At 69.5% G+C, this 23,160-nt stretch carries 24 protein-coding genes and 2 tRNA genes; 14 read left to right on the top strand and 12 right to left on the bottom strand.

Annotated elements, in window-relative coordinates; genetic code table 11:
* Positions 1 to 928: glycosyltransferase (locus OPU67_RS09155; protein WP_267619226.1), on the top strand; the 928-nt coding region annotated here is incomplete at its 5' end.
* 14 nt (positions 929 to 942) lie between these two features.
* On the opposite strand, the gene secF is transcribed toward OPU67_RS09155, so the two are convergent.
* From secF to yajC, 3 genes are read right to left on the bottom strand one after another with little or no spacing between them, the layout of a single operon-like run.
* The gene (gene secF / locus OPU67_RS09150; RefSeq protein ID WP_267619225.1) at positions 943 to 1,920 is read right to left on the bottom strand and encodes a protein translocase subunit SecF; all 978 of its coding nucleotides are present in this window, start codon (positions 1,918 to 1,920) and stop codon (positions 943 to 945) included.
* Between the two features lie 14 nt (positions 1,921 to 1,934).
* Positions 1,935 to 3,533, bottom strand: a complete 1,599-nt coding sequence (gene secD / locus OPU67_RS09145) for a protein translocase subunit SecD (RefSeq protein ID WP_267619224.1) — start codon at positions 3,531 to 3,533, stop codon at positions 1,935 to 1,937.
* A gap of 46 nt (positions 3,534 to 3,579) precedes the next feature.
* Complete coding sequence (gene yajC, locus OPU67_RS09140; protein WP_267619223.1) at positions 3,580 to 3,909, bottom strand: preprotein translocase subunit YajC; 330 nt, start codon at positions 3,907 to 3,909, stop codon at positions 3,580 to 3,582.
* Positions 3,910 to 4,115: 206 nt separating this feature from the next.
* Here yajC and OPU67_RS09135 point away from each other — a divergent pair.
* Together OPU67_RS09135 and OPU67_RS09130 are read left to right on the top strand one after the other, a co-directional pair.
* A tRNA-Pro gene (locus OPU67_RS09135) sits at positions 4,116 to 4,192 on the top strand.
* A 124-nt stretch (positions 4,193 to 4,316) separates the two neighbouring features.
* Complete coding sequence (locus tag OPU67_RS09130) at positions 4,317 to 5,324, top strand: XdhC family protein (protein ID WP_267619222.1); 1,008 nt, start codon at positions 4,317 to 4,319, stop codon at positions 5,322 to 5,324.
* Here the strand turns inward: OPU67_RS09130 and OPU67_RS09125 are convergent.
* From OPU67_RS09125 to OPU67_RS09115, 3 genes are read right to left on the bottom strand one after another with little or no spacing between them, the layout of a single operon-like run.
* A complete protein-coding gene (locus OPU67_RS09125; RefSeq protein WP_267619221.1) occupies positions 5,237 to 5,839 on the bottom strand; it encodes a nucleotidyltransferase family protein in 603 nt (200 codons plus the stop codon). The two genes, OPU67_RS09130 and OPU67_RS09125, sit on opposite strands and share 88 nt — an antisense overlap.
* Before the next feature lie 3 nt (positions 5,840 to 5,842).
* Positions 5,843 to 8,122 carry a xanthine dehydrogenase family protein molybdopterin-binding subunit gene (locus OPU67_RS09120; RefSeq protein ID WP_267619220.1) on the bottom strand — a complete coding sequence of 760 codons (2,280 nt, stop codon included), beginning with the start codon at positions 8,120 to 8,122 and terminating at the stop codon, positions 5,843 to 5,845.
* Positions 8,122 to 8,607, bottom strand: a complete 486-nt coding sequence (locus tag OPU67_RS09115; protein ID WP_267619219.1) for a (2Fe-2S)-binding protein — start codon at positions 8,605 to 8,607, stop codon at positions 8,122 to 8,124. The genes OPU67_RS09120 and OPU67_RS09115 overlap by 1 nt, the downstream gene beginning before the upstream one ends.
* A 204-nt stretch (positions 8,608 to 8,811) precedes the next feature.
* Between OPU67_RS09115 and OPU67_RS09110 the strand changes: the two genes are divergently transcribed.
* The 3 genes from OPU67_RS09110 (at position 8,812) to OPU67_RS09100 (ending at position 12,379) form a co-directional block, all read left to right on the top strand.
* Positions 8,812 to 10,929 carry a TonB-dependent receptor plug domain-containing protein gene (locus tag OPU67_RS09110; protein ID WP_267619218.1) on the top strand — a complete coding sequence of 706 codons (2,118 nt, stop codon included), beginning with the start codon at positions 8,812 to 8,814 and terminating at the stop codon, positions 10,927 to 10,929.
* A 74-nt stretch (positions 10,930 to 11,003) separates the two neighbouring features.
* Positions 11,004 to 11,906, top strand: coding sequence for an HpcH/HpaI aldolase/citrate lyase family protein (locus OPU67_RS09105; protein WP_267619217.1), 903 nt, complete (start codon positions 11,004 to 11,006; stop codon positions 11,904 to 11,906).
* A gap of 59 nt (positions 11,907 to 11,965) precedes the next feature.
* Complete coding sequence (locus OPU67_RS09100) at positions 11,966 to 12,379, top strand: holin family protein (protein WP_267619216.1); 414 nt, start codon at positions 11,966 to 11,968, stop codon at positions 12,377 to 12,379.
* Here OPU67_RS09100 and OPU67_RS09095 read toward each other — a convergent pair.
* Positions 12,360 to 12,767, bottom strand: a complete 408-nt coding sequence (locus tag OPU67_RS09095) for a hypothetical protein (RefSeq protein WP_267619215.1) — start codon at positions 12,765 to 12,767, stop codon at positions 12,360 to 12,362. The genes OPU67_RS09100 and OPU67_RS09095 overlap by 20 nt on opposite strands.
* A gap of 172 nt (positions 12,768 to 12,939) precedes the next feature.
* Here OPU67_RS09095 and OPU67_RS09090 point away from each other — a divergent pair, with 172 nt between their 5' ends.
* The 3 genes from OPU67_RS09090 (at position 12,940) to accC (ending at position 15,358) form a co-directional block, all read left to right on the top strand.
* Positions 12,940 to 13,380, top strand: a complete 441-nt coding sequence (locus OPU67_RS09090) for a type II 3-dehydroquinate dehydratase (RefSeq protein ID WP_267619214.1) — start codon at positions 12,940 to 12,942, stop codon at positions 13,378 to 13,380.
* Between the two features lie 105 nt (positions 13,381 to 13,485).
* Positions 13,486 to 14,004 (top strand): acetyl-CoA carboxylase biotin carboxyl carrier protein, encoded by a 519-nt coding sequence (accB, locus tag OPU67_RS09085; RefSeq protein WP_267619213.1) that lies wholly within the window; start codon positions 13,486 to 13,488, stop codon positions 14,002 to 14,004.
* 4 nt (positions 14,005 to 14,008) lie between these two features.
* On the top strand, positions 14,009 to 15,358 hold the full coding sequence (gene accC, locus OPU67_RS09080; RefSeq protein ID WP_267619212.1) for an acetyl-CoA carboxylase biotin carboxylase subunit: 1,350 nt from the start codon (positions 14,009 to 14,011) through the stop codon (positions 15,356 to 15,358).
* A 9-nt stretch (positions 15,359 to 15,367) separates the two neighbouring features.
* Here the strand turns inward: accC and OPU67_RS09075 are convergent, their stop codons facing one another.
* Complete coding sequence (locus tag OPU67_RS09075; protein WP_267619211.1) at positions 15,368 to 15,952, bottom strand: TetR/AcrR family transcriptional regulator; 585 nt, start codon at positions 15,950 to 15,952, stop codon at positions 15,368 to 15,370.
* A gap of 69 nt (positions 15,953 to 16,021) precedes the next feature.
* Here OPU67_RS09075 and OPU67_RS09070 point away from each other — a divergent pair, with 69 nt between their 5' ends.
* Both OPU67_RS09070 and OPU67_RS09065 read left to right on the top strand, forming a co-directional pair.
* Positions 16,022 to 16,387 (top strand): nuclear transport factor 2 family protein, encoded by a 366-nt coding sequence (locus OPU67_RS09070; protein ID WP_267619210.1) that lies wholly within the window; start codon positions 16,022 to 16,024, stop codon positions 16,385 to 16,387.
* Between the two features lie 233 nt (positions 16,388 to 16,620).
* Entirely contained in the window at positions 16,621 to 17,931 is a 1,311-nt protein-coding gene (locus OPU67_RS09065) for an NAD(P)/FAD-dependent oxidoreductase (protein WP_267619209.1), read from the top strand.
* On the opposite strand, the gene OPU67_RS09060 is transcribed toward OPU67_RS09065, so the two are convergent.
* From OPU67_RS09060 to OPU67_RS09045, 4 genes are read right to left on the bottom strand one after another with little or no spacing between them, the layout of a single operon-like run.
* Positions 17,928 to 18,437: a hypothetical protein gene (locus OPU67_RS09060; protein WP_267619208.1), complete on the bottom strand. Its 510-nt coding sequence runs from the start codon at positions 18,435 to 18,437 to the stop codon at positions 17,928 to 17,930. The two genes, OPU67_RS09065 and OPU67_RS09060, sit on opposite strands and share 4 nt — an antisense overlap.
* Positions 18,438 to 18,488: 51 nt before the next feature.
* Positions 18,489 to 18,869, bottom strand: coding sequence for a hypothetical protein (locus OPU67_RS09055; protein WP_267619207.1), 381 nt, complete (start codon positions 18,867 to 18,869; stop codon positions 18,489 to 18,491).
* Between the two features lie 26 nt (positions 18,870 to 18,895).
* Complete coding sequence (locus tag OPU67_RS09050) at positions 18,896 to 19,342, bottom strand: GFA family protein (protein ID WP_267619206.1); 447 nt, start codon at positions 19,340 to 19,342, stop codon at positions 18,896 to 18,898.
* Entirely contained in the window at positions 19,339 to 19,800 is a 462-nt protein-coding gene (locus tag OPU67_RS09045) for an Lrp/AsnC family transcriptional regulator (protein WP_066525791.1), read from the bottom strand. Before OPU67_RS09045 ends, OPU67_RS09050 begins: the two co-directional genes overlap by 4 nt.
* A gap of 268 nt (positions 19,801 to 20,068) precedes the next feature.
* Between OPU67_RS09045 and OPU67_RS09040 the strand changes: the two genes are divergently transcribed.
* From OPU67_RS09040 to OPU67_RS09030, 3 genes are all read left to right on the top strand, one after another.
* Positions 20,069 to 21,889 (top strand): histidine kinase dimerization/phospho-acceptor domain-containing protein, encoded by a 1,821-nt coding sequence (locus tag OPU67_RS09040; protein WP_267619205.1) that lies wholly within the window; start codon positions 20,069 to 20,071, stop codon positions 21,887 to 21,889.
* Positions 21,890 to 21,915: 26 nt separating this feature from the next.
* Entirely contained in the window at positions 21,916 to 22,917 is a 1,002-nt protein-coding gene (locus OPU67_RS09035; protein WP_267619204.1) for a polysaccharide deacetylase family protein, read from the top strand.
* An 88-nt stretch (positions 22,918 to 23,005) separates the two neighbouring features.
* Positions 23,006 to 23,078, top strand: a tRNA-Ile gene (locus tag OPU67_RS09030).
* Positions 23,079 to 23,160: the final 82 nt, after the last annotated feature.

Below are 23,160 nucleotides of genomic sequence, written 5' to 3'. Positions count from 1 at the left end.
GCGCAATGCGGGCGCGATCGCGCGCGCGGTGCTGCCGCTGGCGCGGCGGCTGCACGCGGCGCAGCCCTTCGACCTCGTCGATGCGCAGTTCTTCTTCCCCGACGGCCCGGCCGCCGCGCAGATCGCGCGCGCGCTCGGCCTGCCGCTGTCGATCAAGGCGCGCGGCGGCGACATTTCCTATTGGGGCGCGCAGGCCCATGCGCGCGCGCAAATGCTGGCAGCGGCGCAGGAGGCGAAGGGGCTGCTGGCGGTGAGCCGCGAGCTGGCCGCGCAGATGACGGCGATGGGGATGCCGGCGGAGCGCATCACGGTGCATTACACCGGCCTCGATCGCGACCGCTTCCGGCCCTACGAGCACACCCAGCTGCGCCGCCAGCTTGCGGGCGAGCTGGGTTTCGCCATGCCCGACAATGCCCCGCTGCTCGCCTGCGTGGGCGCGCTGATCGAGCGCAAGGGGCAAGGCATCGCCATCGCCGCGCTGCGCGAGGTGCCCGGCGCGCGGCTGGTGCTGATCGGCAAGGGCGAGGACGAGGCCCGGCTGCGCGCGCAGGCGGCGAGCGAGGGGGTGGCCGAGCGGGTGCATTTCGCGGGCTCGCTCGATCACGATCTCGTGCCGCTGATCCTCTCGGCGGCCGACGTGATGGTGCTGCCGACCCGCAGCGAGGGGCTCGCCAATGCCTGGGTCGAGGCGCTCGCCTGCGGGACGCCGGTGGTGACCTGCGACGTGGGGGGCGCGCGTGAGCTGATCGCCAGCGACACCGCCGGGCGGCTGGTTGCGCGCACGCCGGAAGCGGTGGCGGCGGGGATCAACGCGGTGCTGGGCGACCCGCCGGCGCGCGCGGCGGTGGCCGCGCTCACCGAGGGGCTGAGCTGGGAAGCCAACGCCGCCGAGCTTGCCGCGCACTACACGCGGCTGCTGGAGGGCTGAGGCCGGTCAGCGCGTCAGAGCTTGCCCTGCGCGAGCTTTTCCTGCCGATCGGCCGCGCTCTCGGTCGGCACGAAGCTGTTCGAGGTCACCCCCATCCAGATCAGCAGCGCGCCCGCCATGTAGATCGAGGAATAGGTGCCGATGAACAGGCCCACGGTGATCGCCGCGACCATGCCGAAAAGGCTCGGCGGGCCGAAGATCAGGAGCGGGATCAGCGCCACGAACAGCGTCAGCGAGGTCATGACCGTGCGCGCCAGCGTCTCGTTGACCGACAGGTCGAGCAGCTCGGGGAGCGGCATCTTCCGGTATTTCTTGAGGTTCTCCCGGATCCGGTCGTAAACGACGATGGTGTCGTTCAGCGAATAGCCGATGATCGCGAGGATCGCGGCGACGATCTGGAGGCTGAACTCCATCTGCGTGATCGCGAACAGGCCGACCGTCACCGACACGTCGTGCACCAGCGCGAACATCGCGCCTGCGCCGAACTGCCATTCGAAGCGCACCCAGATGTAGATCGACACCGCCGCCATCGCCGCCAGCAGGGCGAGGATCGCCTGGTTGCGGAACTCGCCCGCGACCTTGCCCGAGACCGTGTCGTTACCGTCGCGCCGCGCGTCGGGGTATTCCGCCGCGATCGCCGCGATCACCCGGTCGCCGATCGCCGTCGCCGCGCCGGGGGTGTCCTCGGCGCCCGCAGGCAGGCGCACGCGGATCGACACCTGGTTGGGCGCGCCGAATTCCTGCACCACCGGCTCGCCGTAGCCGAGCCCGCCGACCAGCTCGCGCAAGCTCGGGATCGGCGCAGCCGCGCGCTGGGTGAAGGTCATGCGCACCTCCTGCCCCCCGGCGAAATCGACGCCGAAGTTGAGGCCGTTCACCGCCACCGCGATCCAGCTGCCGAAGATCAGCACGAGGCTGAGCACGAAGAACGGGACGCGCAGCTTCAGGAACTGGATGTTGGTGTTGTCGGGGACAAGCTTCAGGAGTTTCATGTGTCGCCTGCTCCTCAGATCACGATATCATTGGGGCGCGCCTTGCGCAGCCATCCGGCGACGAACATCCGGGTCAGCGTCACGCCGGTGAACACCGAGGTGACGATCCCGATCACCAGCACCACCGCGAAGCCTTTCACCGGGCCCGAGCCGAAGGCGAACAGCGCCACGCCCGAAATGACGTTGGTGAGGTTCGCGTCCCAGATCGCCCGGCTCGCCTCGCGGTAGCCGGTCTCGACCGCGGCAACGACCTTGCGCCCGCGCGCGCGCTCCTCGCGGATGCGCTCGTTGATGAGCACGTTGGCGTCGACCGCCGCGCCGATGGTGATGACGAAGCCGGCGATCCCCGGGAGGGTCAGCGTGAAGCCGCCCAGCGCCATCAGCCCCAGCAGCATCAGCACGTTGAACACCAGCGCGACAGTCGCATAGATGCCGAAGCGGCCATAGGTGCCGATCATCAGCGCGATCACCGCGAGGCTGCCGATGCCCATCGCGATCAGCCCCTTGCGGATCGAATCCGCACCGAGGTCCGGCCCCACGGTGCGTTCCTCGACCACCGCCAGCGGCACCGGCAAGGCGCCAGAGCGCAGCGAGATCGCGAGGGTGTTGGCGCTCTCCGGAGTGAAGCTCCCCGAAATCTGCGCCCGCCCGCCGACGATCGGCTCGTTGATGCTCGGCGCGGACAGCACCTTCCCGTCGAGGATGATCGCGAAGGGCTTGCCGACATTCTCGCTGGTGAGCTTGGCGAACTTCGCCCCGCCCTGCCCATCGAAGGTGATGTTGACGACGTTGCGGTTGGTCTGCTGGTCGACGCCCGCCTGGGCGTTGGTGAGGTTCTCGCCCCTGATCCCGCCGAGCCGCTTGACCGCCAGCGACGCGCCCTGCTCGGGCGTGCCGGGGGCGAAGGGGAAGATCTCGCTGCCCGGGGGCGCGATGCCCGCCTCGACATTGCTCGGCAGGGCATTCAGGTCCACCAGCTTGAATTCGAGCTGCGCGGTCTGGCCGAGCAGGGCCTTGAGGCCGGCAGGGTCCTGGAGCCCGGGCACCTGCACCACGATGCGGGTCGCGCCTTGCCGGATGATGGTCGGCTCGCGCGTGCCGAGCTCGTCGATGCGGCGGCGCACGACTTCGGTCGCGCTGTCCATCGCATCGTCGATCGCTTGGTTCACCCCCGCCTCGGTCTGGGACAGCACCATGCGCTGGCCGTCGACCACCGAAAGCTCCCATTCGCGCACCGTCGTCGCACCCTGCATGGCGGGCTCGATCAGCCCGCGCGCGCGGTCGATGTCGGCGGCGTTCTCGAGCATGAAGGACAGCTGGCCGTTCGCGGTCGAGACGTCGCCGATGCGGATGCGCGGGGAGGCACCCCGCATCAGCTGGCGGACGGTCTCCTCCATGTTGGTGAGCCGCTGGGCGCGCACGTCCTCGGCCTTGGCCTCGAGCAGCAGGTGCGAGCCGCCGGCAAGATCGAGGCCGAGATTGACGCGCGGATCGGGGAGCTGCGCGGGCCAGGACAGCCCCGCGACGCTGGCGAGCGAGGGCAGCGCCAGCAGCGCAGCGGCGAGCGTCACCGCCCACAGCGAGAGCTTCTTCCAGAGGGGAAAGTCGAGCATTGCGTCAGGGTCTCGTGCGCAAGGGGGACGGGCCGGCGGGCGCGGCTCAGTCGTTGGCGGGCTTGCCGGCGGGCGGGATGATGTCGCCCAGCGTCGCCTTGACGGCCTTCACCCGGACATTGGGGCCGAGTTCGAGCTCGGCATAGGTCTCGTCGACCTTGAGGACCTTGCCGACGAGGCCGCCGGCGGTGACGACCTGGTCGCCCTTCTTGACCGCGGCGATCTTTTCCTGGTGCTCCTTCTGTCGCTTCATCTGCGGGCGGATGATGAGCAGCCAGAAGATCGCGATCATGCCGATGATCGGCAGGAAGCTGATCCAGGCGGGCGGTGCTCCGGCAGCACCCGCGCCGGCGGCGGCGAGAAGGTCGATGGTCATGCGATAGAGCCTGTCAGATCCCGTGGTTGCAACCGGGGAGGCGTGCCCCCCGAGCGTTCAAGTGGGCGCGCCTAGCAGCAATGCAAGCGTGCGGCAACGGCTGTGCCTTCGCGACGCTCCCGCCTTGTCGCGCGCTGGAACCCGACTTCGTCAAACCCGCTTGCCAGCCCCGACCGGCCAACCTATAGGCGCCGCTCCACTGGTGTCGGGACGTAGCGCAGCCTGGTAGCGCATCACACTGGGGGTGTGGGGGTCGGAGGTTCGAATCCTCTCGTCCCGACCAGTGGTTTTCCTCTCCCCCCGTCCGCCTCCCCCTCGTCCGATCCCCGCGTGCCTCGCCGCGATTGCGCCGCATGGATGCGCGGGCTAGCACGTCAGCTCCTTCCCAATCGAGGCATCGCCCGCCCATGAGCCGCTGGCGTCTTTCCGCCCCCGTCGACGACATCCGCGAGGCGCTGTGCGCCCTGCCCGCGCTGCCCGAGCGCTTCGCGATCGCAACGCTGGTCGCCGTCGATGGATCGGCGCCGCGCGATGTCGGGGCGCAGATGCTGGTGACCGAGGACGCGCACTGGGGCTTCCTGTCGGGCGGCTGCATCGAGGACGACGTCGCGGCCCACGCCCACGCCGCGATGGCCGAGGGCACGCCCCGGATGCTGCGCTATGGCGAGGGCAGCCCGTGGATCGACATCAAGCTCGCCTGCGGATCGGGGATCAGCGTGCTGGTCGAGCCGGTCCGGGCGAGCGAGCCGGCCGTGGCGGCGCTCCTCGTAGGCTGGCACGCGCGCCATCCGGTGCTGTGGTCGAGCGATGGCACCACCCGCCACGCCGAAGCCGCACGCGAGGCGCCCCTTGCCGACGATTGGGACGGCGCGCGCTACACCCGGCTGTTCCTCCCGCCGCTGCGGCTGGTGCTGATCGGCGAGGACGGCGCGGCGCTGACCACGGTGGCGCTGGCGCGCGAGATGGGCTGGGAGGTGACACTGATCGCTCCGGGCGGGCCCGAGGCGGCGCCCTTCCCCGGCCTTGCCTATCACCGCGGCGATCCCGCCGCCGCGCTCGCGGCGCTGACGGTCGATCCCTGGACCGCCGTCGCCGTCCTCTCGCACGACCGCGAGGACGACGAGCGCGGGCTTGCCGCAGCGCTCGCGAGCCCGGCCTTCTATGTCGGCGCGATCGGTGCGCGGGTGCGGCTCGACCAGCGCATCGCCGCGCTCCGGGCGCACGGCGTCGGCGAAGCGGCGCTGGCGCGGCTGCGTGCGCCGATCGGGCTGGAGGGCTTCGGCAAGGCCCCGCGCGAGGTGGCGCTGTCGCTGGTCGCCGAGATCGCTCAGGCCTTCCACGCCCGCCGGGCGGCGGCGAGGTCGGCCGGGGTGTCGATATCGGCGAGCGCGCCGCGCTCGGCGGTTTCGACATAGGCGACGTCGCGCCGCGCGGCGAGCAGCGCGGCGGCGCCCGTGTCGCCGGTCAGCCGGGCGAGATCGGGGAAGGCGGCGCGGGTGAAGGCGACCGGGTGGCCGGGCTGGCGCGCCACCCGGGGCCGCGCCGCATAGCCCGCCGCGCCCGCCGCTTCCACGAGCGCCTGGCACAGCGCCGCCGGCACCAGCGGCATATCGCCGAGGAAGATGCACACGCCCTGCGCATCATCGGCGAGCGCGGCGATTCCCGTTCGCAGGGTGGCGCCCATGCCCTCGGCCCAATCGGGCGCGGCGACGATCCGGCAGTTAAGTCCTTCCAGCGCCGAGCGCAGCGAGGCTCCCTCGGCCCCCGTCGCCACCACCACCTCGCGAAAGCCGGCCCCGCACACCCGTTCGGCGACGCGGCGGATCACCGGCGCGCCCGCGAGGTCGGCCATCAGCTTGCCCTCGCCCCCGCCGCTGCCGAAGCGCCGCCCCGCCCCGCCGGCGAGGATCAGCGCCGACCAGCGCTCCAAGCTTTAGGCCTTCGCCTGCGCGAGGATCGGCAGGGTGCGCACGCGCTTGCCGGTCGCGGCGGCGAGCGCGTTGGCGAGCGCCGGGGGTGCAGGCGGCAGGCCCGGCTCGCCGATCCCGCCGGTCTTCGCCCCGCTCTCGATGAAGTGGACATCGACCACCGGCGGCGCATCGGCGGCCTTAAGGATCGGATAGTCGCCGAAATTCCTCTCGACCACCGCGCCCTTGTCGAGCGTCACCTGCTCGGCCGTAGCCGAGGACAGGCCCATGACGAGCCCGCCCATGATCTGCGCCTCGGCGTTCAGCGGGTTCACCGTCGTGCCGCAGTCGACCACCGCGAAGGCCTTGAGCACCTTCGGGCTGCCATCCTCCTTGAGAGTCGCCTCGATCACCTCGGCGACGATCGTGCCGAAGCATTCGACGATGGCGATGCCGCGGCCCACCCCGTCGGGCAGCGGGCTGTCGTAGTTCGACCGCTTCACCACCTCGTCGAGCACGGCGATATGCCGCGAGCCGGGCGCAAGGTGCTTGCGCCGGAAGCGGTAGGGCTCCTCGCCCGCTGCGGCGGCGAGTTCATCCATGAAGCTTTCGACATAGAAGCCGATCTGCGTCGCGTTGACCGAGCGCCAGTAACCGTCGGTCTGGTTCGACTGGTAGGCGAAGTGGCGACGGGTTGTGGCTGGCAGGTCGTAGATGAAGGGCACCTCGCTCTCGGCATCGGCGCTCTGGGCATAGTCCATGCGGAAACCCGTGATCCGCCCGTCCGCGAGCGAGGCCTTGAGCCGCGCCGAGGACTGCGGGCGATAGGCGCCGTGGGTGACGTCCTCCTCGCGGCTCCAGATCAGCTTGACCGGGTAGGGGAGCTGCTTGGCGAGCACGGCGATCTGGTCGACGATCTCGCAATAATCCGGGAAGCGCCGTCCGAAGCCGCCGCCCATGATCATCGGGGTGAAGACCACCTTGCCCACGTCAATCCCGGCGGCCTTGGCGGCCTTGGCGCGGGTCGCGAGCGGGTCCTGCATCCCGCCCCACAGGTGGAGCGTGCCGTCCTTGTAGTGCCCGGTCATCGCAAAGGGCTCCATCATCGCGTGATGGAGGAAGGGCACGCGGTATTCGGCCTCGACGATCTTGGCACCGGCCGCGCCGAAGGCGGCCTCGACATCGCCCGCGCCGCCCTCATTGTCGGGCTTGCCGCCGCCCATCAGCGTGCCTTGCGCGGCGTAGATCGCCGGGGTCGACATTGTCGCGTGGCCGCCGTCGGAGAATTTGGGCGCAAGCGCATCGAGCCCCTTCTTCGCCTGCCAGTACCCCTTGGCGACGACGATCACTGCGTCCTCGAGCTTCACCACCTTCTCGACGCCCTTGACGGCGAGCGCCGGGCCCTCGTCCACCGAGACCAGCTTGCCGCCGCGCACCGGGGCCGCAGCGACGGTGGCGACGCGCATCTCGGGGAGGGTGAAGTCGATGCCGTAAACCGCGCTGCCATCGACCTTGGCGGGGATGTCGCCGCGCACGACCGGCTGGCCGATCAGCTTCCACTGGTCGCGGGTCTTGAGCGGCGGGTCGCGGTCGAGCGAGCGCGCTGCCGCGCCCGCCGCCAGTTCGCCGTAGCGCAGCGACCTGCCGGATTTCGTGTGCGTGACCACGCTGCCGGCGGTGGTCAGCTCGCCCGCCGGAACGCCCAGCCGCTCGGCGGCTTCCGCGACCAGTGCCGCACGCACCGCCGCGCCGGTCTTGCGCATCGCCACCTCGCCGGTGAAGCGCACCGCCGAGGAGCCGCCGGTAATCATCAGCGGCATTCCGCGCGCCATCATCCCGATCACCGCATCGGGCAACAGCCCGGCGGCGAATTCGCCCACCATCGTCGGCAGGAATCCCTTGGCGAGCGCCGTGTTGGCGAAGGCCGTGTCGGCGGGCGCCTGTTCGACCCGGACTTTGCCCCAATCGGCGTCGAGCTCGTCGGCGAGCATCTGGCCCAAGGCGGTGTGCGAGCCCTGGCCGAAGTCGATATGCGGGGAATAGACGGTGACGGCGTCGTCCTCGGCGATCTTCATCCAGGTCATGAAGGCGTGCTCGCCCTCGCCCGCGATCAGCGCGTTCGCGTGCTTGCCGGCGGCCTTGTCGGACCACCACACGCCGAACATCCCGCCGCCGACGACGAGCGCCGATCCGACCAGGAAGATGCGCCGCTTGACGCCCTTCTTCTTTGGCGTTGTCGCCGGAGGCGCGGCGGCGGGTTCTCCGGCTTCGGGGAAGTCGAGATCGGGGCGAGGATTGTCGGCCATCACGCGGCTCCCGTCTGAGTGGCGGCGGCGGCTTGCCCGGTCGCGGCCAGGATCGCCTTGCGGATGCGCGGATAGGTGCCGCAGCGGCAGATGTTGGTCATCGCCGCGTCGATCTGCGCGTCGGACGGCGTGCCGACCGCCTCGATAAGCGCCACGGCGGCCATGATCTGCCCCGACTGGCAGTAACCGCATTGCGGCACCTGCGCGTCCACCCAGGCCTGCTGGACCTTGTGGAGCGTGCCGTCGGCGCCCTTCAGCCCCTCGATCGTGGTGACCGCCTTGCCGGCGATCTCGCTCACGGGCACGCTGCAAGAGCGCGTCACCGCGCCGTCGACATGGACCGAGCAGGCCCCGCAGGCGGCGATGCCGCAGCCGAACTTGGTGCCGGTCAGCGCGAGATCCTCGCGCAGCACCCACAGCAGCGGCGTGTCAGCCTCCGCCTCCACCTCCACCGGCTTGCCGTTGACGGAAAATGCAATTGCCACAGGCGGAGCCCCCGCTGGTTGACGTTGGGTCCTCCATAGCAACTGAACCCCTCCCTCGCCAAATGCAAAACACGCCAGCGCCCCGTCCGGCATCCTTGCGCGCCCCAATCGCCGCTTTTCGTTCGTCGATGCAGGATATCGCTTTGACGAGCGGCCCGGCGGCCAGTCTCGACAGCCCCGAGCCTTGCGGCCAAGCGCCCGGCGATGTTGCGTTCGTCCCTGCGTTCCACCCATCTTGTCGGTGCAGCCGTGACGGCGCTCGTCGCCTGCGCACCGGCGTGCGCGGCCGCGGCGCAGGAAGATCCGCCCGCCGACCCGGCGGCTGCGAGCGCCGGGGCGGACAGCGCCGCGCTCACCACCCGCAGCACCTTTGCGCCCGACGATTTTGCCCGCTTCGCGCCGCGCAACGCTTTCGACATGGCGCGCAACGTCCCCGGCTTCGCGATCCGCGGCGGCGAGGGCGCGCGCGGGCTCGGGGCGGCGGACACCAACGTGCTGATCAATGGGCGGCGCATCTCGGGCAAGGCCAACGGCCCGGTCGAGGCGCTGCGGCGCATCCCGACCGAGGATGTGGTGCGGCTGGAGCTGGTCGACGGTGCGAGCCTCGGCATCGGCGGGCTCACCGGGCAGGTGCTCAATGTCGTCACCAATGCGAGCGGCCGCATCACAGGGCAGTTCCGCTACAACCCCGAATTCCGCAGCTTCGGCACGCCCGCACGCCTGCTCGGCGGCAGCGTCGCGCTGGCCGGCGGCGGGGCCAAGTCGGAATGGACTGTGCAACTGCGCAACGAATCCAACCGGCGCGGCAACGAGGGTCCGGAAGAGGTGTTCGACGGCGCCGATCGGCTCATCGCGCTGCGCGACGAGAAGGCCAACTTCAACAGCGACCGCATGGATCTGTCGGGCTCCTACGCACGCACCGCCGACAATGGCAACATCCTCAACCTCACCGGGCAGACCGGCGGCTTCATCTTCCGCGAGACCGAGGTCTCGCTCCAGCGCCCGCCCAGCGGCAGCCTCGAGCGGGTGCGCAACCTGCGCCGCACCGAGGACGAGTTCAACTATGAGCTCGGCGCCGACTACGAGTTCGCCTTCGGCCCGGGGCGGCTCAAGCTGATCGGCTACCACCGCAGCGAGGACAGCCCTTTCACCAACCGCGTGGAGACAACTTTCGAAGACGGCCGCGTGCCGCAGGGCTCGCTGTTCGCGCAGGACGCGGACGAGAGCGAGACGATCCTGCGCACCGAATACACGGTGAAGGCGGGCAGCGGGAACCTCGTCGCCGCCCTGGAAGGCGCGCGCAATTCGCTGAGCATCCTCTCTTCCTTCGCCGAGCGCGATGCGGCGGGCGTGCTCCAGCCGGTGATCTTCGCGGGCGCGAGCGCCGACGTGAACGAGGACCGGGCCGACGCGCGGCTCACCTGGAACCGGGCGCTGGCGGCGAGCCTTCAGATGCAGGTTTCGGCCGGGGCCGAATACTCCCGCATCAGCCAGTCCGGCCCCTTCGGCCGCACCCGCAGCTTCTGGCGGCCCAAGGGCTTCGTCGCGCTCGATTGGAAGGTGAACGCCGACCTCAACCTTGCCGGGCGCATCGAGCGCAAGGTCGGGCAGCTCGACTTCTTCGACTTCATCGCGACCGTCGATCTCGATCAGGACCGCACCAACGACAGCAACGCGGACCTTCGCCCCGAACAGAGCTGGGTCGCCGATGTCGAGGCGAGCTGGCGGATGGGCGCGCTCGGCAACCTGACGGTGAGCGGCTATTACGAACTGCTCACCGATGTCGTCGATCAGATCCCGCTGGCGGCTGGCGGGCAGGCGCCCGGCAACATCCCCTCGGCGCGGCTTTACGGACTTGAGGGGCGGGTGACGCTGCTCTCGGACGGCATCGGCTGGCGCGGCACCCGCATCGATTTTTCCGCCGAATGGGCGACGAGCCGCGTGCGCGACCCGCTGCTCGGCACCGTGCGCCAGATTTCCGGCAACGAGCTGTTCACGACCGATTTCCGGCTCCGCCACGACATCCCCGACACGCCTTGGGCGCTGGGCCTGCGCGGTGACTGGCAGAAGGTCGCCCGCCGGGTGCGGCTTGACGAGGTGTCGCTCGATCAGCCGAGCTTTGCCTTCCTGTTCGCCTTCGTCGAACACAAGGACGTGTTCGGGCTGACGGTCCGCGGGCGGGTCGGCAACCTCGTCGGCCAGCGCGACCGTTTCGACCGCACCATCTTTGCTGACCGGGCGGCGGGCCGCGTTGCCTTCCGCGAAAGCCGCGATCGGCGTTACGGCACGATCTTCAGCTTCGACATCGAAGGCTCGTTCTGAGGCTTGCCCACGCGGGCCTTGCAGGGTGCGGGCGCTCTTTCTAAGCGCGAGGATCGAGACAGAAGGATCGCTCCATGACCCACCCCGCCCCCACTCCGCCCCGGATGCGTTCCTGGCTGTTCGCGCCGGGCGACAGCGCCAAGAAAATGGGCAAGGCGGAAGGCAGCGCGGCGGACATCGTCCTGCTCGACCTCGAGGATTCGGTCGCGCCCGAGAACAAGGCGGCCGCCCGCGCGATGGTCGCCGAGCAGATCGCCGCCTCCCCCCACCGCGCGCGGCTGTGGGTGCGGATCAACCCCATCGCCGGGGCCGATTGCATCGCCGATCTGGCCGCGGTCATCCCCGCCGGGCCGGGCGGCATTTTCCTCCCCAAGGCCGAAGGAGCGGCGGACATCACACAGCTCCACCACTACCTCATCGCGCTCGAGGCGGCACACGGCATTCCACAGGGCCGCACGGCTGTAGCGGCGCTGGTCACCGAGACCGCGGCGGCGATGTTCAGGACGGGGGACTACGCGGGCGACTACCCCGGGCGCGAGCGGCTGGTGGCGATGAGCTGGGGGGCGGAGGATCTGTCCTCGGCGCTGGGTGCGCGCGAGCAGCGGGGACCGGATGGGGAATATTCCCATACCTACGAGATGGCGCGCAGCCTGTGCCTGATCGGCGCGGCGGCCGCCGGTGTGGCCCCGATCGAGACCGTGCAGCCCGAATTCCGTGACCTCGAGGCTCTGGCGGCCCGGGCGCGGCGCGTGCGGGCACAGGGGTTCCGCGGGATGCTCGCGATCCACCCGGCGCAGGTCGATCCGATCAATGCAGCTTTCACCGCGAGTGCCGAGGAGCTGGCCCATGCGCGCGCCGTGGTGCAGGCCTTCGCCGACCATCCGGGCGCGGGCGTGGTCGCGCTGGGCGGCGCCATGCTCGACCGGCCCCATCTGATGCTGGCGCAACGCCTGCTCGCCGAGGCCGGGGCGGAATAGGCTTTCCTACACGAACCGATGTGGTGAACACCTGCGCGCTCCCGAACCGGAGTCGCACCATGCCCCTCATCGACGCCCTTATCGGCCCCATCGCCTCGATCATTGACAAGATCATCCCCGACAAGGAGGCCCGCGCCAAGGCCAAGCTCGAACTGATCGCGCTCGAAGGCACGCAGGAAATGCAGATGATCGAGGCGCAGCTGAAGGCGATCGTCGCCGAGGCCAGTTCCGCCGACCCCTGGACCAGCCGCGCCCGCCCGAGCTTTCTCTACGTCATGTATATCCTGCTGCTGACCGCGCTGCCGATGGGGGTGCTGTCAGCCTTCAACCCTGCCGCCGCACGGGAGATCGCCGCGGGGATGAACGCCTATCTGGCGGGCCTGCCCGAGCCGCTCTATGCGCTGTTCGGCACCGGCTACCTCGGTTACACCGCTGCGCGCCAGTGGGGCAAGGTCAAGGGGGTGGATCGGTAGGGGGCTGGCGCGATCCACGCGTTGCCCAAAGGCCAAGGCAAAGCGCAACGCCAAGCACGAGGATCGCAAACGAGCTGGTAACGATGAACACGTCCACAGGCGCAGCCCAGTTTACGCGGCCTTGGACAAGAGCAGGCACAATGATCAGCCCGCGCAAAACGAAGATCGCGGCAAACAGCCCCAGGATCGGTTTGACCAGCGGCAGAGAGCGGAACTTCCCTGCTGCGGCGAGCGAGTAAAGTGCAAGCCCTGCCAGCAGAGCCGCGATACCCAGCGTGCTCACGGGCGCCAACCATGTGGCAAGCTCTGCCGATCGCACGACTTCCGGCGGGGCACCAACAAAGGCAATCCACTCGGGGCCAGCGGCCAGAACGGCAATGTGCAGCAACGCTCCGGCCACCAGGATGACAGCGGCAAGCAAGAAACACCGTCGCGCCAAAATCGCACCTCCTGACTGAGCCGGGGGCAGCCTAAGCCAGGCTTGACCGAAAGGCGATGGGTATCGCCAGTGCCGTCGTTGGCACCTTTGACACCCGCTTTGAAGCGGCTATCCCGCCGTCATGACCAACCTCGTCTACGTCCTCAACGGCCCCAACCTCAATCTCCTTGGGCTTCGCGAACCGGAAATCTACGGCACGACCACGCTCGACGACATCGCCGGAATGCTCGAGGACCGCGCCCGGGAGCTCGGCCTCGAAATCGAGATGCGCCAGACCAACCACGAGGGGATGCTGGTCGACTGGCTCCACGAAGCCCAGGCGGAAGGCGCCCGCGCGGTGCTTCTGAATGCTGCCGCCTATACCCACACCTCGATCGCGCTCCTCGATGCGATCAAGGCGATCCGCACGCCGGTGGTCGAGGTGCACCTGTCCGACCCCAAGACCCGCGAGCCCTTCCGCCACGTCTCCTACGTGGGCATGGCTGCCGCGCTCACCGTCGAGGGGCATGGCGCGGATTCATACCGCATCGCGCTCGAAGCCGTAGCGTCGGGCGGGGTGTAATTCGTCACGCCACTTTCACATTTCGCAACCTTGCCACTTGCTTGCCGCAATTGGCGGCAATAGACCCTCGCGCTTAACGGTCGCACCAGTCTACAAGGGGCATACATGGCACACGACGCTGGCGAAGGCGGGAAGGCACACGGGCGCAAGTCGGGCATGAACATCGACACGGCGCTGGTGCGCGAGCTCGCCGAACTGCTCAACGAGACCGGCCTCACCGAGATCGAGGTCGAGGACGACGATCGCAAGATCCGCGTCTCGCGCGGCGCCCTGGCGGCGGCCGCGCCCGTCTATGCCGCAGCACCGGCCGCGCCCGCCCCTTCCGCTCCGGCGCCGGCCGCTGCCGCACCGGCTCCGGCCGAAGCCTCCGCGTCCGCCGGCCCCGACCTCAAGAACGCCGTCAAATCGCCGATGGTCGGCACCTGCTACCTCGCCCCCGAACCGGGCGCGGCGAACTTCGTCACCGTCGGCGCCAGCGTGAAGGAGGGCGACACGCTGCTGATCGTCGAGGCGATGAAGGTGATGAACCCGATCACCGCGCCCGCATCGGGCACGGTCACCGCGATCCTCGTCGAGAACGCCCAGCCGGTCGAGTTCGACCAGCCGCTGGTGGTGATCGCGTAAACCCATGGGCATCAAACGCATCCTGATCGCCAATCGCGGCGAGATCGCGCTGCGCATCCACCGCGCGGCGCACGAGATCGGCATCGAGACGGTCGCGGTGCACTCCACCGCCGATGCCGATGCGATGCACGTGCGCCTTGCCGATCACGCGGTGTGCATCGGCCCGCCGCCTGCAGGCGAGAGCTATCTCAACATCGCCAACATCATCTCCGCCGCCGAGATCGCGCAGTGCGACGCGATCCACCCCGGCTACGGCTTCCTGTCGGAGAACGCCAAGTTCGCCGACATCGTCGAAGCCCACGACATCATCTGGATCGGCCCCAAGCCCGAGCACATCCGCACCATGGGCGACAAGGTCGAGGCCAAGCGGACCGCGGGCGCATTGGGCCTGCCGCTGGTGCCGGGCAGCGACGGCGCAGTCAGCGATCCGGCCGAAGCCAAGCGGATCGCGGCGGAAATCGGCTACCCCGTCATCATCAAGGCCGCCAGCGGCGGCGGCGGGCGCGGCATGAAGGTGTGCGAGAGCGAGGACAAGCTCGAGACCCTAATGCAGCAGGCCGGCTCCGAGGCGAAGGCCGCCTTCGGCGACGCGACCGTCTATATCGAGAAATATCTCGGCAACCCGCGCCACATCGAATTCCAGGTGTTCGGCGACGGTCAGGGCAATGCGATCCACCTGGGCGAGCGCGACTGTTCCTTGCAGCGCCGCCACCAGAAGGTGCTCGAGGAAGCCCCCTCCCCCGTCATCAGCCCCGCCGAGCGCGACCGGATGGGCGAAGTCTGCGCGCAGGCGATGCGCGACATGGGCTATCGCGGCGCAGGAACCATCGAGTTCCTGTGGGAGAACGGCGAGTTCTACTTCATCGAGATGAACACCCGCCTCCAGGTCGAACACCCCGTGACCGAGGCGATCACTGGCGTTGACCTGGTGCGCGAGCAGATCCGCATCGCCGAGGGCCGCCCGCTCTCGGTCGCGCAGGAGGACATCGAGTTCAAGGGCCACGCGATCGAGTGCCGGATCAACGCCGAGGACCCGTTCACCTTCGCCCCCTCGCCCGGCCTCGTGACCTATTACCACGCCGCGGGCGGCATGCATGTGCGGGTGGATTCAGGGCTTTACGCCGGCTACCGCATCCCGCCCTATTACGACAGCATGATCGCCAAGCTGATCGTCTACGGTCGCACCCGCGAGGGCTGCATCATGCGCCTGCGCCGCGCCCTCGAGGAGATGGTGGTCGAGGGGGTGAAGACCAACATCCCGCTCCACCAGGAACTGCTGCGGCAAGACGACGTGCTGAACGGCGACTATTCGATCAAGTGGCTGGAAAACTGGCTGGAAACGCGCGGGAGCTGACCTTTCCGGTCACGCCCCGCTCTCCATCCCCTTCAGCAGCCCGCGGATCATGGCCCGCACGTCCGGGCCGTGATCGCGCCCATTGCGCAGCCGCGAGAGCGCGAGTTCGGCCATCACCGCGTTGATGAGCCGCGCGGCGAGGGCGAGATCGACGGGGCCGACCTCGCCCGCCTCCCGGGCGCGGGTCAGCAGGCTCTTAAACAGCGCGAGGCTGTGTTCGTTCTCGATCCGCTGCGCCGTCTCGATCCCGAGCGCGGCGGGGCCGATCCGGAACAGGATCGCCGCCACCGCAGGGTCGCGGACCTCTTCGAGCCACGCCGCGCACGTCGCCGTCAGCTCGCCAAGGGGCGAGGCTGCCGTCCCCGCCCGCGCCAGCGCCCGCGTGATCGCGCCGTGGGATTCGGCGCGGTAGATCGCCGCGATGAGCTCGGTCTTGCTGGCGAAGTGGTGGTACAGCGCGCCCTTGCTGAGGCCCGCCTCCGCCAGCACCGCCGCCATCGTGGTCGCCTCATGCCCTCGCGCGAGCAGGAGCTTCCGGCACACGGCGAGCAGAGCCTCGCGGGTCGTGTCGGATCTTTCCTGCTGGGTCGGCATGATCGGCGCTTTACTCCGTGCATGGCTTCTCGCAAATACAAACCGTCGGTCGGTTTTATGGAGTCGAAGATGCCCCCTCATGAAGCGAACCTCAAGACAATGCTCGCGATCTGGAACACGCCCGATCCCGCAAGGCGCCGCGCGATGTGCGAGGCCTCGATGGAGCACAATGTCCACTTCGTCGATCCGCGCCACAACATCGTCGGCCGCGAGCCGTTCCTCGCGATGGTGGAGGCGACCCGGGCCGCCTTCCCCGCCGCCGTCTATCGCCACGCCAGCCGTATCGAGATGCAGAACAATTTCTGCCGCCATCACTGGGCGATCGACATGGACGGCCACACGGTGATGGAGGGCTTCGACCTCACCGAGGTCAACGATGCCGGCAGGATCGTGAAGGTGATCGGCTTCTTCGGCAGGCTCGACCCGGGAAGCTGAGACGCAAGACGGTGCAATAATGCTGCACCGCAACAACAATCGACATCCTCGCCGGCGGCAGGGATTTCCCCTCGCCGCCCACTTGCCTATCAAGGTCCGGCTCCTCCCTTTCGAGACGGTCATGTCAGGCCGGCCGCCCGCATCGCCACCGACATGATTTGACGCGCTTTTGTTTTGCTTCCCGGCTACAGTCTGGCCGGGATTGCGCTGCACGCTGGTGAAGGAGTGCCCGAATGAACCGCAAGACCCAGATCGTCGTCGTCGGAGGCGGTGCAGGCGGGCTGGAGCTGGTGCGCCGACTGGGCGCCAAATACGGGCGGCGCAAGCACGATATCATCCTCGTCGACAAGAACCTCAGCCACATCTGGAAGCCGCTGCTCCACGAAGTCGCCGCCGGGGCGCTCGATGCCAATCTCGACGAGGTGGGGTATCGCGGGCATTGCTACCGCTGGGGCTACCGCTTCTTCCAAGGCAGCCTCGAAAGCGTCGACCGCGCGGCCAAGACCATCCGCCTTGCCGCGGTGAAGGATGAGGACGGCAGCGAGCTGATCGAAGCCCACACCATCCGCTATGACATCCTCGCGCTCGCGGTCGGCTCGGTGTCGAACGATTTCGGCGTGCCGGGTGTCAGGGAGCACTGCCTCTACCTCGACAGCCGCGCCCAGGCCGACCGGTTCCGCACGCGGCTATTGAACCACTGCCTGCGCGTCAGCCGCGCGATGATGAACGATCCGACCGCCAACGAGCAGGTGCGCGTCGCGATCGTCGGCGGCGGGGCGACGGGGGTGGAACTCGCCGCCGAGCTCTACAACGCCGCAGGCGCATTGCGGCATTACGGGCTCGAGGTGTTCGACGAAAGCCGGATGCGCGTGACCCTGCTCGAGGCGGGCCCGCGCATCCTCCCCGCCCTCCCGGAAAAGCTGGCGGCAGCCGCCAAGCACGAGCTCGAGGTGCTCGGCGTCACGGTGCGCCCCGACGTGCAGGTGGTCGAGGCGCGCCCGCGCGAGCTCGTGACCAAGACCGGGGAGGTGATCGAGGCCGACCTCATCGTCTGGGCAGCGGGGGTCAAGGGCGCGGAGTTCCTGGCAGGGCTGGGGCTGGAGACCAACGGCCGCAACCAGATCATCGTCACCGATACGCTGCAATCGACCGTCGATCCCGAAATCTTCGCCTTGGGCGACTGCGCGAGTTACACCCCCCCGGGCGAGGATCGCCCCGTGCCGCCGCGCGCGCAGGCCGCCCACCAGATGGCCGAGGTGGTGTTCGCCAACATCGTGCGGATGCAGGAGGGGCGCCCGCTCAGGCACTTCGTCTACTACGACAAGGGCTCGCTGGTGTCGCTCTCGCGCTTCTCGACCGTGGGGAGCCTGATGGGCAACCTCATCGGCGGGAGCATGGCGATCGAGGGCCGGCTGGCGCGGTTCATCTACACCTCGCTCTACCGGCTGCACCTGATCGGCATCCACGGGTGGAGCAAGGCGACCTTCCTGATGCTGGTCGGCCGCGTGAACCGCATCGTGCGGCCCAAGCTCAAGCTGCACTAACCGAAGGTCAGGCGCGCGCGCGCGCTCTCGGCCTCGGCCACGAAGGCCCGCGCGCTGTCATGATCGACCATCGGCACGGTCAGGCGCCTGCCCGCGCCGTGCGCGATCACCACGTGGGTCTCGAAGTGACCATCCTTCTGCGTGATGCCGCTGACCTCCTCGAGCGGCAGCGGACGGCGACGGATGGTGGGGTGGAAGCGCAGCGCTGCGCCCTCGATCCACACCGCTCGTCCCGCGATGAATTTGCGTGCCGTCCGCAGACTTTCCCAAACGCTGAGCGCCGCGAGGATCAGTGCCCCTGCGTCGATGGGGCCGAAGCGGAAAGCCCCGATGATCTTGCGACGCACCTCCATCGCCGCGAAATAGCTGGCGACGTCCGGGTTCAACGCGGCAACCGCGAAGAAGAGGGCGAGCGGGACCATGAGTGCGAGCAGCATGCCGAGGCATCCGCGGTCGAACCGGGCGACTTGCGGATCAGCGGCTTCGGGATCCGCGGGAACTTGCATCACTGTGCCAATAGCGTTCGAGAGGGGTCGATGCAAGAGCCTGTAAAAGCGTCAGAAATCTATCTTCACCCGCACTTCGGCGCCGTCTCCGTCGAAGCCACCCACGCCCTGCTTGATGAGGTTCGCCTCGGCGCTCGCCTTGTCGGACAGCTTCATCCGCGCGCGCGGGACGGCGCTGGCGAAGCCGTCGTCCACAGGGCCCACCACCGGGCCGAGACGGGGTGAGCGCGGGGCCTTGTCGCAGACCAAGATGTCGTTTCGGAAAGGATCGGGGGCCGCGTCGGCGCAATCCTCGGCAGGCGGCCGGGGGACGAGCCGGGTGAGGTCGATCACGAGGTCGCCGTCGGTCCGCTCGGATAGAGGCGGGAGCGATGGCGCGCCTGTGTCAGGCGGCGCGACGACGGCGGACGCAACGGGAGGCTCATCGATCATGTTCGCGCCCTCCTTGGGGATCGACGTCAGCCGAAGCTGAAGCCCGCAGCCTCGGCTTCGGCGATGATTTCCTCGCCGGTCAGCATCGGGCTTTCCTGAGCGATATCATACCAATCGGGCTTCTCGTCCACGAAAATCTGCCGCTCGATGCCGAAGCCCGTGGGCAGGTCGAACAGGCCTGCAAGGAAGCTGCGGCTGCCCGTCGGCAGGAAGCGGTACCACAGGTTGCTGCCGCAGGTGCCGCAGAAGGCGCGCTCGGCCCATTCGCTCGAACGGTAGGCCGTGACCGCCGCCTCGCCCTCGACGGTGACGTTTTCGCCTTTCACGCCCGCATAGAACGCCCCGCTCCAACGCTGGCACATCGCGCAGTGACAGATGTCGACCTGCGCCTCCATCGCCTCCACCGTGATCGTCACCGCGCCGCACAGGCAGCGGCCGGTGACGGGATGGTCGAGGCGTGACGCTTCGGTCACAGCGGCACGCCCGGCTCCTGCTTGGCGGTGCGGATTGTCAGCGAGGTCTTGACGCTTTCCACATTGGGCGCCGGAGTCAGCTTGCCGGTCAGGAACTCCTGGAAGCTCTGCAAATCCTTGCTGACGATCTTGAGGATGAAGTCGATCTCGCCGTTGAGCATATGGCACTCGCGCACTTCGGGCAGAGCGCGCATATGCTCCTCGAACTCGCGCAGGGAGCTTTCGGCCTGGCTCTTGAGGCTGACCATCGCGAAGACGGTGATCGCGAAGCCGAGCTTCGACGGGTCGAGATCGGCGTGATAGCCGCGGATCACCCCGTCCTCCTCGAGGCCGCGCACCCGGCGCAGGCACGGCGGCGCGGTCAGCCCGACGCGCTGGGCGAGTTCGACATTGGTGACGCGGCCTTCCGCCTGCAGTTCCGCCAGCAGGCGGCGGTCGATTTCGTCGAGATTGGCCACGTGGCTAAAACTCCCCCCGGCGCGGCCCGGCAAAGCGGGCGGCGCGCCTGCAACATGATACCGGGAAACAAGACGCGTGCGGAATGGCACGCCCGGCTAATATTATTAGGTCTGCCAGCAATTGTCCCGCTTTGCAACGCGCCTTTTGCGTCAGACTGTGACTATCGGCCGGGGGTGGTAAGACGGCGAGGCTGGCGCGCGGTATGCACCGTGGGCCTTCAACCCTTGCGCCGATTCGGGCGCGTGCCGGGCGCAAGAGGAGACGCTGTTGTTCTTTGACGATCGCCTAGCCACCGTGTTGCGCCAGCGCGCCACCGGCGAGGCGAACCAGCGCACCCAGTTCCGCCAGTTGCTCGACCTGCTCGGGCGCGACCGGACGCAGGGGCGCGGCGGCGACAGCAGCCTGATGGCGGCGGCCTGGCTGCGGATGTCCGCGCTCGGCGAGGCGATCCCGGGCCAGACCCGCGCCCGAATGATCCGCGAGCCCGGCTGGCGGTTCCGCAACCCCGAACTCGCCTTCCACCTCGCCGATGACGAGCCGGAGGTCGCTGCTGCCGCGCTTGCCCGTGCCGAGCTGACGGCGGAGGAATGGAGCGCGCTGATCCCGCGCCTGCCGGTGCGCGCGCGCGGCTTTCTGCGCCTGCGCCGCGATTTGCCGGTGGATGTCGAGGCGCTGCTTGCGAGGCTCGGCGTGCATGATCGCGGCCTGCCTCCGCCCGCCGAGGCGGTGCCGACCCGTGAACCCGTCGACGAGGCGCCCAGTGCGCTGCGCCCCGATGCGCCCGCCCCCTTCCGCGATACCCCCGCCGCCCCCATGCAGCGCGCTCCCGAGCCGCCGGGCGCGGTGATCCCCATGCCACTGCGCGGCGCCCCCTCCCCTCCGCCCGAGCCGGCGCAGGACCGCCGCCGCGACCGCGACGACAATGCCCGCACCGAAATCTCGGCGCTGGTCGAACGCATCGCCCAGTTCCGCCGCGAGCGCAGCGAAACGCCTGCCGAACTCGACCGTTCGCCGCGCCTGCCGCTCGGCGAGCTGCCGGAGCGCAGCGGGCGCCCGGTCACGTCGTTCGGCTTTTCCGCGGACACCTCCGGGCGGATCGCCTGGGCGGTGCCCGAGGTCGCGCCGATGGTGATCGGCACCCGGCTGTTCGCCGCTGCACCCGGGGCCGGCGAGCCCTCGAGCCTCGCCCGCGCCTTCACCCGCCGCCAGCCGATCCTGCGCGCCGCCGTCACCCTCGATGGGGCGCCAGCCATCGCCGGGAGCTGGACCCTCGATGCCGAGCCGCGGTTCGGCGAGGACGGTCATTTCGCAGGCTATATCGGCCGCTTGCGCCGGCCCGCCGAAGCGGCCGGCGGCGCGGATCATCCCGCCGCGCGCGAGGCCGACCGTATCCGCCAGCTGCTCCACGAATTGCGCACCCCCGTGACCGCAGTGCAGGGCTATGCCGAGGTGATCCAGCAGCAGCTGTTTGGCCCGGCACCGCACGAATACCGCGCGCTCGCCGCCGCGATCGCCGCAGATGCCGCGCGGATCCTTGCCGGGTTCGAGGAGCTCGACCGCCTGGCGCGGCTCGAATCCGGAGCCCTGGACATGACCCCGGGCGAGGTCGACCTTGCCGCGCTGGTGCGTCGCACCGCCGCGCAGCTCGCCGCCGCGCTCGATCCGCAGGATGCCGGCCTCGCGCTCGCCTTTCCCAAAACCCCGGCGCTGCTGATCGGGATCGATGCCGAGGATGCCGAGGGCCTGGTGTGGCGGCTGCTCGCGAGCCTTGCCGGCGCCTGCGCGCCGGGCGAGCGGATCGCGGTGACGCTCTCCCCGCTGGTAGGCGGCGCGGGACGCGGGCTCGGGCGGCTGGTCTGCACCCTTCCCGCCCGGCTCGCCGGCGAGGAAAACCTCTTCGCCGCCACCGTGCGCAACACCTCGGCGACGATCACCCCGGGCCTGTTCGGGACCGGCTTCGCGCTCCGGCTCGCCCGTGCCGAGGCGCGCGCCTGCGGGGGCGACCTTGCACGCCAAGGCGATGCGGTGGAGTTGACCCTGCCGCTGGTGAGCGATAGCTCGGTCCTGCCCGGCGCACTCGGCGGCTGACGCCGCGCCGGGGGGCGAAGGGGATCATGACGACACCATCGATGCTCGACATCCCGCCCGCCGGGCGCCGCGCGGGCTTTGCGCCCGGCTTCGGCCGGCGCGTGCTGCTGACGGTCGACACCGAGGAGGAGTTCAACTGGCGCGGCCCCTTCGCGCGCGAAGGCCATGGGCTGAGCCACGTCGCCGCGATCCCGCGCTTCCAGGCCTTCTGCGAGAGCATCGGCGTCGCGCCCGTCTATCTCGTCGACTGGCCGATCGTCTCCGACGCGCGCGCGGTGGAAATCCTCGGCGATGCGGTGCGGCGGGGCACTGCCGAAGTGGGCGTGCAGCTCCACCCCTGGGTGAACCCGCCCTTCGCGGAGGAGGTGACGATGCACAACTCCTTCGCCGGCAACCTCCCTCCGGAGCTCGAGGAGGCCAAGTTCGCCGTGCTGCGGGACGCGATCGAGACCGCGTTCGGCACCGCGCCGCTGGTCTACCGGGCCGGGCGCTACGGGCTCGGCCCGCACACCGCCGAGCTGCTGATCCGCCACGGCATGAAGGTGGACACATCGGTAAGGCCGCTGTTCGACTACAGTCCGGAAGGCGGGCCCGACTATATGCGCCACCCGCTCGCCCCCTACTGGGTGGACGCGGCCAGCCGGCTGCTCGAACTGCCCGTGACGAGCGTCCATGCCGGCGCGCTGCGCGTCTTCGGCCGGGGCCTGCGCCGCCCTGCCGCGCAGATCCCGCGCGGCCTCGGCGCGCTGACCCGCCTCGGCTTGCTGGAACGGATCGCCCTCACCCCGGAAGGCGTCTCGATCGAGGAGGCGCTGCGCGGTATCGATCTCGCGCTTGCCAGCGATCTTCCGGTGCTGGTGCTGTCCTTCCACAGCCCCTCGCTTGCCCCCGGCCACACCCCCTATGCCGCGACCGAGGGCGCAGTCGACCGGCTCTATGCCTGGCTCGAGGCGGTCTATGCCCGGCTCGCCGAGCGCCGCGTGCGCCCCTGCACGATCGCCGACGTCCTCGCCGCTACCGGGCACTAGCCGGCGGGCGTCTGCGCGCTTGTGTCCCCGCCCCGCGCAAGCTAGTGCCTGCCCGTCGCCTGCCCTCCGGCACCCGCCCTGCGGCGCGGGGCCTGTAGCTCAGCGGTTAGAGCTGGCCGCTCATAACGGCTAGGTCGCGGGTTCAAATCCTGCCGGGCCCACCGGGGGCCGGAGGGGCGATTGAAAAGGCGCAACAATCTGGGGATCAAGGCTTTTCTTGGTCGGACTGTGACACTAAACTGT

Source organism: Erythrobacter sp. WG, assembly GCF_026586795.1.
Classification (GTDB): domain Bacteria; phylum Pseudomonadota; class Alphaproteobacteria; order Sphingomonadales; family Sphingomonadaceae; genus Erythrobacter.
This window is presented reverse-complemented; position numbering and strand designations above follow the sequence as displayed.